The sequence below is a fragment of the Hymenobacter persicinus genome (assembly GCF_004167665.1).
Lineage (GTDB): Bacteria > Bacteroidota > Bacteroidia > Cytophagales > Hymenobacteraceae > Hymenobacter > Hymenobacter persicinus.
Window position 1 is genome coordinate 1 of the sequence record NZ_SEWE01000081.1, and the last position, 8,173, is coordinate 8,173.

At 64.8% G+C, this 8,173-nt stretch carries 10 protein-coding genes; 3 read left to right on the top strand and 7 right to left on the bottom strand.

Annotated features, from left to right (window positions below; all coding sequences use genetic code 11):
* The 4 genes from EWM57_RS20400 to EWM57_RS20415 form a co-directional block, all read right to left on the bottom strand.
* Positions 1–722, bottom strand: a 722-nt coding sequence (locus EWM57_RS20400; RefSeq protein ID WP_129923153.1) for an FG-GAP repeat domain-containing protein, incomplete at its 3' end; no start/stop codon positions are given.
* 165 nt (positions 723–887) lie between these two features.
* A complete protein-coding gene (locus tag EWM57_RS20405) occupies positions 888–1,337 on the bottom strand; it encodes a GNAT family N-acetyltransferase (protein WP_129923154.1) in 450 nt (149 codons plus the stop codon).
* Between the two features lie 63 nt (positions 1,338–1,400).
* Positions 1,401–2,060, bottom strand: coding sequence for a DUF305 domain-containing protein (locus EWM57_RS20410; RefSeq protein ID WP_129923155.1), 660 nt, complete (start codon positions 2,058–2,060; stop codon positions 1,401–1,403).
* Positions 2,061–2,266: 206 nt separating this feature from the next.
* Entirely contained in the window at positions 2,267–2,686 is a 420-nt protein-coding gene (locus tag EWM57_RS20415; RefSeq protein ID WP_129923156.1) for a hypothetical protein, read from the bottom strand.
* A gap of 499 nt (positions 2,687–3,185) precedes the next feature.
* On the opposite strand from EWM57_RS20415, the gene EWM57_RS20420 reads away from it, so the two are divergent.
* The gene (locus EWM57_RS20420) at positions 3,186–3,812 is read left to right on the top strand and encodes an RNA polymerase sigma factor (protein ID WP_129923157.1); all 627 of its coding nucleotides are present in this window, start codon (positions 3,186–3,188) and stop codon (positions 3,810–3,812) included.
* 136 nt (positions 3,813–3,948) lie between these two features.
* Here EWM57_RS20420 and EWM57_RS20425 read toward each other — a convergent pair whose 3' ends face one another.
* The 3 genes from EWM57_RS20425 to EWM57_RS20435 form a co-directional block, all read right to left on the bottom strand.
* Entirely contained in the window at positions 3,949–4,311 is a 363-nt protein-coding gene (locus EWM57_RS20425; RefSeq protein ID WP_129923158.1) for a CZB domain-containing protein, read from the bottom strand.
* A 31-nt stretch (positions 4,312–4,342) separates the two neighbouring features.
* Positions 4,343–5,650 (bottom strand): PAS domain-containing protein, encoded by a 1,308-nt coding sequence (locus EWM57_RS20430; protein ID WP_129923159.1) that lies wholly within the window; start codon positions 5,648–5,650, stop codon positions 4,343–4,345.
* A gap of 152 nt (positions 5,651–5,802) precedes the next feature.
* Complete coding sequence (locus tag EWM57_RS20435) at positions 5,803–6,783, bottom strand: S41 family peptidase (RefSeq protein WP_129923160.1); 981 nt, start codon at positions 6,781–6,783, stop codon at positions 5,803–5,805.
* A gap of 211 nt (positions 6,784–6,994) precedes the next feature.
* Between EWM57_RS20435 and EWM57_RS20440 the strand changes: the two genes are divergently transcribed.
* Positions 6,995–7,471, top strand: coding sequence for a hypothetical protein (locus tag EWM57_RS20440; RefSeq protein ID WP_129922977.1), 477 nt, complete (start codon positions 6,995–6,997; stop codon positions 7,469–7,471).
* 432 nt (positions 7,472–7,903) lie between these two features.
* The coding region (locus EWM57_RS20445; RefSeq protein ID WP_129923161.1) for a GIY-YIG nuclease family protein at positions 7,904–8,173 on the top strand (270 nt) is incomplete at its 3' end.

Sequence of the window (8,173 nt, forward strand, 5' to 3'; positions counted from 1 at the left end):
GGCGTGGTGGCCGAGTTCAGCAGCACGCTGATGGTGTTGGTGTTGGTATTCGCCGCGATAATGTCGGGGCGGCCATCACCATTGACGTCCCCGACCACAATCTCGTCGGTGGAGCCGGTACCGTTGCCGCTGGCGTAGGTGGCCAGGGTGGGGAAGGTGCCGGGCGTAGTAGTCGAGTTCAGCCGGACGCCAATCTGCGTGGCGTTGCCCGTAATCAGGTCGTTGCGGCCATCGCCGTTGACGTCGGCAATAGCCACCCCCCGGGAACTGGAGGAGCCGTTAGAGGCTGGGTAGAAAGTCGGGGTTGCGAAAGTGCCGGGCGTGGTGGCCGAGTTCAGCAGCACGCCGACCGATATAGTCGACTGCGAAATAAAGGCGATGTCCGGGCGGTTATCACCGTTCAGGTCGCCGGCGGCCAGCACCGGCGTAAAATCGCCCCCGTTGTACAAGCTAGGCGTGAGGAAGGCGCCCGCCGTGGTGCCCGACTGCAGCAGCACGCCGACATTACTACTCCCGGAGTTGGCCGTGGCCAGGTCGGGGCGGCCGTCCCCGTTGAAGTCGGCACTGATGATGCCCTGGGCGTAGCCGCCGGCGGCGTAAGCTACCGGCGACGCGAAAGTGGGGTTCTGCGCCCGGGCGGCCGTGGCCAGCAGTAGGGCCATGCCCGTCAGGGCCGGCGTAAGATGGCGGGCCCATGGCCCACAGAGGTAGTAGTGCTTCATGCAATAAGGAATAGGGATGAAATCAACGGGCTACCACCCGTCGAGCTAAAGGTACTGCACTGTACTGATACTATATAACATAACGTAGTTTATTTTTAATTAAAATGCCCTTGCGGCGTTCCTGCTGCGTTGATTTGCTCCCCGCATAGTACCGAGCGGGTCAGGCTAGGTCCGCACCATGTGAATGTGCTCAATGTCATCTTCGAGGTACATGGGTCCGTGCTGGCGGAACCCGAAGCTTTCGTAAAAGCTGCGCAGATACAGCTGGGCCCCGATCTGGATGGGCTGGGCGCCAAACCGCGTTTCGAGGATGGCTAGGGACTGGCGTAGCAACTCCCGCCCAAACCCGAAGCGGCGGAATTCGGGGCTCACGGCTACCCGCCCGATGCTGGCCTCGGGGTAGGTGATGCCGGCATCGAAAAGGCGGGCGTAGGCGGCCAGCACCCCGGTTTCGGAGTAGCCCAGCAGGTGGTACGCGGCCTGGTCCTGCCCGTCGATATCCTGGAAAGCGCAAGTCTGCTCCACCACGAACACGGCGGAGCGCAGCTGCAGCAGGTCGTAGAGTTCAGTGAGGGTAAGGTCGGCAAAGGGCTTGATGGTCCAGGTCAGAGGCATGGGGCAGTGGAAGAAGTATGGGGCAAAGATGACACTCCGGGCCCGAACTTTCGGACCCTGAGTCTACCGGGCGGCCGCCGGGTGGGTGGCCTGCCAGCGCCGCAGCAACCGAACCTGGGGCTGCTGGGCTGCCCCGATGGACCGGGCCAGCTGCCGCATCCCCGCATCCCGGCCCAACGCTTCCTCGGCCTGAAGTAGCACCCCAACGGCACGGTGGTGGGCCAGCAGCAAAGCGGCAAAATCCTGGTCCACGTTGCCTCGCAAAGCGCCGATGGGCTGCAACAGGGTGTCCAGGGCGGCGGCCGTGCAGCGCACGAAGGCATCCTTGGCGTTGCGGGGATTGTAGTTGGGGCTGGGGTTGTCCAGGCGGGCGGTGGCCAGCCGAAGCTGCTGCACGTGCTGCTGCTGGTTGGTGCGCAGTAGCTTGGCCACGGCCCGCAGCGTGGAATCCTGGCCCTGCTCCAGCTCCAGGCGGGCCATGCGCAGGGCGGCCCGGTGGTGCAAGGCCAGCAGCAGGGCGAAGTCATGGTCCCGGTTGCCCGTGCGCGGCACGGTATCTTGGCGGTGGAGCAGCAGTTGCACGGCTTCCACCAAGCCCGGCCGGCCGGCCGCCAGCGGCCCTGACGGGGGCAGCGGGGGCGGGACGCGGGTGTCGGGCTCCGACGAACAGCTGCCGAGCGTGGCGGCGGCCAGCAGAAACCCCAGGAAAAAACGGTAGGGCATGGGTAGCAGAAAAGCGGGCCTTGCGGGGCCGGAGTGTTTCTGCCTACCTACCCTGCCGGGACTTCCGAAGTTGCCGGTAACCGACCAGGGCCCGCAGAGTATCGACTAAGCCGGCGGTTTGGCCGGCCGCGGCGGGAGGCCAGCACGCAACAAACCCCGGACATCACGGGGAGCCGGGGTTTGCTGAGCGAGTTGTGGGCGCAGGATTAGTGGCGGCCGTTGTAGCCGTAGTCGCGGCCTCTATCTTTATCATCGTGCCGGTCGTTGCGGCGCTGGGCTTCGTAGCGGGCCCGCTCGGCGGCCTGGCGCTGGTCGTCGCGGCGCTGGGCCTCCTGGCGGCTGCGCTCCAGGGCTAGCTTCCGCTCGTTTTCGCGCTGGTTACGACGCTGGGCTTCTTCGTAGCGGGCCCGCTCCTGGGCTATTTTGCGCTCATTCTGACGCTGAGCCGCCTCGTAGCGGGCCTTTTCGCGCTGGGCGGCCTCGTACTGGACCTTTTCGGAGGTCGTCATGCGGGGCGCCGTGTTTGGGCGACGGCCGTGGTCGTGGTCGAAGTCGGCGGCCGAAGCTGTGGCCGTGGAAGCGAGCAGGGCAAAGGCGGTGGCAAGGGAAAGCAGGGAGGTTTTCATGGCAAAGGGGAGGAGGTAGGGAAAAGTGAGGGAAGGCAGCGAAAGGGGGATAAGCCAGGGGCGCTGCGAAAGGCAAGGTTGATTGACGCGTCTGCTCAGCCCTCTTTCAAGCGCTGTGCCAGCTGCCCGGCGCCGGTTTCTACTGGTTTGGCCTAACTGATTGATAGGCAAGAAAATGCTGCTTTTGGTGGGGCCAAACCATCGACGGAAAGCCCAAGTGTGCCGACCAAAGCCAGCTGCCCCGCCAACTCGCCCCGTCGGAGCGGCCTGGGGCCCGCGGCTGGGGACTGGTTGGCGGGCATTGGCCGCGGGCCGCTGATTCCGACCGATTAATCCGGGGCGTCTGTCGGGAGTTCGGGGCGGGCAGTCTAGTATCTGCGTGGAGCGGGCCGGAAAGCAGTTGCTTTGGGAGCCTGGCAGCTCCCCGCCGGCCCGGCGCCCCGCTTTTTCTTCTTGCTCACTTGCAGCCCCGCCGTGCCGGCTGCCCTTCGATACGCTCATGGAAACCCTCACTTCGCCCGTCGCCCGGGAGCTTTCCCGCGCCACTCTCCACGACTTCCAGCTGATCCGCACTGCCCTGCAGGGCGACGAAAAAGCCTACGCCGAGCTCGTGCGCCTGCACCGGCGTACGGTGTTCCGCCTGATTCAGAAGATGGTCCGCAGCACCGACGACGCCGACGACCTGACCCAGGAAACCTTCGCCAAAGCGTTTCTGGCGCTGCCCAACTTCCGGGCCGAGTACGCCTTCAGCACCTGGCTCTACCGCATTGCCACCAACACGGCCATCAACTTCCTGCGCAAGCGCAAATCCTCACCCCAGACCCTGTCGATGGGCGGGATGGTGATGACCGACGCCGGGGAACTGCGCGAGCTGGACTTCCGCGACCAAGGCCTCAACCCCCAAGAGGCTGTCATTCGGGACCAGCGCCTGGGCCTGGTGCGGCAGGCCGTGGCCCAGCTGCCGCCCAAGCATGCCCACATGGTCACGCTGCGCTACTTCGACGAGCTGAGCTACCTCGAAATTGCCCAGGAGCTGCGCATTGCCGTTACCACCGTCAAGGCCCAGCTCTACCACTGCCGCCAGCGCCTGCTCCACCTGATTCAAAACAGCCAGCACGCGCTGTAGGGTATCTTGCCCGCTACTTACTAGGCTCCGCCCAGCCGGGAAGCAGCGCATACATTTCCCCAGCATCCTCCAACAAAAAAAGCCCCGACTCAGCGAGTCGGGGCTTTTTTGTTGATGTCGGAAGCTAGTGCCCGGCTCAGGCTACCGGCAGCGACGAGTGTTCCAGCTGCTTGAGGAGGGCCGTGAGTTGGTCGGAATACTGGTTGATCTGGTCCATGCCGGCCCGGGCTTCCTCAATGTGGCCGCGCTGGTACTGGCTCACCAGGCTCTGGCCGGCGCTGAGCATGCGCTGGAGCAGGCGCTCAATTTCGCGCACCTCGGCGTAGGCGCCGTAGCGGGGCTTTACCACGGTGTTAAGCCACTGGCCCAGGGGATTGAGCTCGGGGGAAAAAAGGGTGGGGTCGGCTTCGCGCACGCCGTAGAGCACGGAGCGCAGCCGGGATTTGAAAAGTACTTGCTTGATGCTGGCTTGCTGGAAGTCCAGGGCGGAAATGTCCATAGAATAGCGGCGAAACGCCGGTAAGCCCGGATTAGCGGGAAGCTGGGGTGGCGTCGGCAGACTGTTTTTCGAGGCGTTTGCGGGCCACGACCAAGTCCGTCACGTCGTAGGCGAATACCGTAATGCCGGCCCGGTGGCCGCCTTCGGAGAAGAGCTGATAAGTGAAGTTGAGGTAAAGCTGCTGGGGGCCGGCCGCGTCGCCGTGGTCGACCATAATCAGGATTTCCTTGCCGTAGAACGTTTCCCCGGTCTGGTACACGTTGTCGAGCAGACTGATGAAGCCCTGTTCCTCCACCTCGGGCAGGGCTTCTCCCACGCGCTTGCCCACCAGCTCCCGGCCGCGAAACAGCTCCTGGTACTGGGGATTGACGAAGTCGAAGACGTGGTCGGGGCCACGCAGAATGCAGATCAGGGCCGGGGCCTGCTGAAACAGGTTGTAGAACGTCTCGCGCTGGCTCAGGGCCTGGCGCTGGGCCTGGTAGGCCATTTCCGCCATATCGGCCTGCTGTTCGTTGGCCCGCAGCAGCTCCTGCACCATCTCCTTCTGCTCGTGAATGTCGGTGCCGCCCCCGACCCACTGGCTGACGCTGCCGTCGTCGGCCTTGCGTGGCACGCAGCGCACCAGCAGCCAGCGGTACTGGCCGTCGGCGCGGCGCAGGCGAAACTCGAGCTGAAACTCGGCCCCACGCTGGGCGGCCGTTTTCCAGCGCTGCTCCACGTCCTCGCGCTGGGCCGGGTCGAGGTCCTGCATCCAGCCCCAGCCCAGCGACTCCGCGCTGCTGCGGCCGGTGTAGTGCAGCCAGCGCTGATTGAAGGCCGACACGGAGCCGTCGGCCTGGCAGGTCCAGATCAGCACGGGCAACGCCTCGAGCACGAAGCGGGCCTGCTGCTGGCTGTCGGCGAGCTGGCGCTGGATTTCAGCCTCGCGCCGCTCGGCCAGATGCTTCTCGGTGACGTCCTGGGGGCGCTGCAAAATGTATTGCAACTCGCCGGCGGCATTGAGCAACGGGTAGTGGGTTATCTGCCAGTAGCGTTCCTCGGTGCCGCCGCCCAGGGCCGCGGGCCGCTCCAGGTCGTAGCGGGTCAGGGGCATGGTGTGGGGCTGGCGGTGCTGGCGCACGTAGTCGTGCGACTCGCGCAGGGCCTGCTGGCTTTCCGGGGCCGAGGGGAAGGCGTCGAAAATGTCGCGGCCCACGGCCTGCTCCCGGGGCAGCAACGATACGCCCACGTGCCGGTCACTGTTGGTCACCACGGTGCCGTCCGGGGTCAGGAGCAGAAAAGAATCGGGTAGGTGGTGAAAGAGAGCCTCGAAGTCGACGGGCAGGAGCGGGGTAGGCATGAACGGTGCTGGCAGGGGCGAAGAACAAAATGGCGGCACAACCGCGGATACGGGCAAATATAGAGCGGAGAGAGTTGCGCAGTCCCGGCCAACAACACGACCCGGGGCGAAACAGTTTGGCCGCCGCCGAAATAGTTGGGCCGGCGCCGGTGCTACGGCTGGGGCTGGGCCCGAACCCACTCCACGGCCCGGCTCAGGGTCTGGGCGGGGGCAGTGGGCTCGTCGGGCGCGAGGGCCCGTTCGTACACGCGGCGGGTGCGGTCGGCGAAGGCGGCGGTGGTGATGTTGAGCAGGGCGCCGTCCGGGAGCGTAAACGTGGTATTGGCGCTGGGTACCCCGTAGGTGGGCTGGCCGAAGCTGTGGGTGCGGGCCCGACCCCGGAAGGCGACCACCACGGCCTCGGCTGAGCTGGCCGTGCGCCCGTCGGTGAGCACGGCCACCACGGGGGCGGGCTGGCGGAGCTGGGTGGGTTCGACGAGCAGCGGATAAGGCGTCCGGCCGATAAACACGCGCCCCTGCCGGTAGCCCCAAGGCTCCAGCGGGCCTTTCTCCGGGGCGAAATACCCCAGCACGCCTTCGTCGAGCAATGGGCCGAGGGCGGTCAGCATCACCCACATATTACCGCCGGGGTTGCCGCGCATATCCACGATCCAGCCGCGCAGGCCGGACTGGTTCTGGCGCTGCACCTGGGCGCGCAGCCGGGCCACGTAGTCCTGGGCCTGGGCATCGGTACCCCGAAACGGCGGTACCCGCAGGTAGCCCACATCGGCCGGGCCGCTTACCGTGTCGGGGGCCGCCGGGCGGGGCGGGGAGGATAGGGGCACCAGGGCGGCGGCCTGCCCACCGGGCGGCACGAAGGAGCTGTGGTGGTCGTTGAGGGCCTGCACGGCCAGCCGGATCAGCGGGTAGGTTTCGGCCGGCGTGGTCACGCTGAAGGCCCGGGCCCGGAGCTGCTGCTCCAGCTGCGGCCAGTCGACCTGCCGGCGGTGCAGGGCGTTTTTGCGCAGCAGGGTGAGGGCGGTGGTGAAGTACTCGTCGGCGGCGGGGGAGAAGCTTTGTCCCCGGCCCAAGGTGGGCAGCAGGACGAGCAGCAGCAGCAGCAGACCGGCAAGGCGCGGCAGGAAACGGGGCATAGGCAGCAGAAGCAGGAGCCGAAGGTAGGCAGGGGATAAACAGCCGCGCGGGGGCAGTGGGTTCAGAAATCCCGCCCGGGAAACTGGAGAAGTGGGCGGAATTACCCATCTTCCCCTACGTTCCGATTTATGCTATTGATATCCCTGTATAGACACGCCTGATGGGGGTAAGTGCGCGTATCATTTCTCACTCTCTTAACCCCCATTTCGTATGAGTAACCGCATTTCCGTGGTGCTGCCCGCTGCCGTGAAGCAGAAAGTGGCCGACGCCCTCACTCTCATCCGGCAGGAGCTGACGCCCTACCTGCACCCGCTTACCCCCGAAGAGCGCCAGGGCATCGTCAAGATGGGCGACCGGTCGGTGGCCTTCATGGAGGACATCCGCGACTACGGCACCACCACGCCCGGCTTCGTGCCCTCGTTCGTCGATTTTGCGGGCCTGAAAGAAGACCTGCAAGCCACCACCGACCTCGACGCCATCCTGCGCCCCCTGGAGCAACTGGCTACCGACGTGGAAAGCACCCGCATGCAGACCGGCGGCGAGGCCTACGCGGATGCGCTGGCGGTGTACCGTAACATCCAGAGCGCCGCCAAAAGCAACGCGCCCGGGGCTCAGGCCGCCGTGGACAAGCTCAAGGTGCGCTTCGTGGGGCAGGGCAAGGAGAAGAAGCCGGCGGCCAAGTCCTGAGTCGGCTGCAAAGTAACTCTGGCTGAATTCAACGCCCCCGTCCGGAACTGCCGGGTGGGGGCGTTGTACTGGGAAGCCAACTCAACGCGGTTGGAGAAGAACCCGACCCGGTAGAAAGGCAACTGCACCCGGTTAGAGGACAACTCAGCGCGGTTGGAAGTGAATCTGCCGCGGTTTGAACCCAACTCAACCCGGTTGGAATGCAACCCAACCCGGCTCAAAGTCAACCGGGCGCGGTCAGAACAGAACTAGTTGTCCAGCGAAGCCGACCAACTGAGTTGGGAGAGAAAACGGGCAGGCCTGGCGGAAAACAGAGCTGGTTTTCAGCACTACCAACGGAGCTACACAACCCGTTTGTCATCCTGAGCAACGCGAAGGACCTCTCCCGCTTCGTTGCCAAGCTAACTTTCAAACAAACCAATCCTTACCATTTTGAACCCCCACCGCTATTCCCTCTACATCATCACGAACCCCACTAAAACGGTCCTGTATACTGGGGTGACCAACGACCTGGTAACCCGCCTGCAGCAGCACTGCCAGAACCGGGGCAGCGCCGCAACTTTCGCGGGCACGTATCATTGCTATCAGCTGATGTACTTCGAGCATTATCAGCAGGTAGACCAAGCCATTGCCCGCGAAAAGGAAATAAAAGGCTGGACGCGGGCGAAGAAAGATGCCCTGATATACCAACTCAATCCGGAT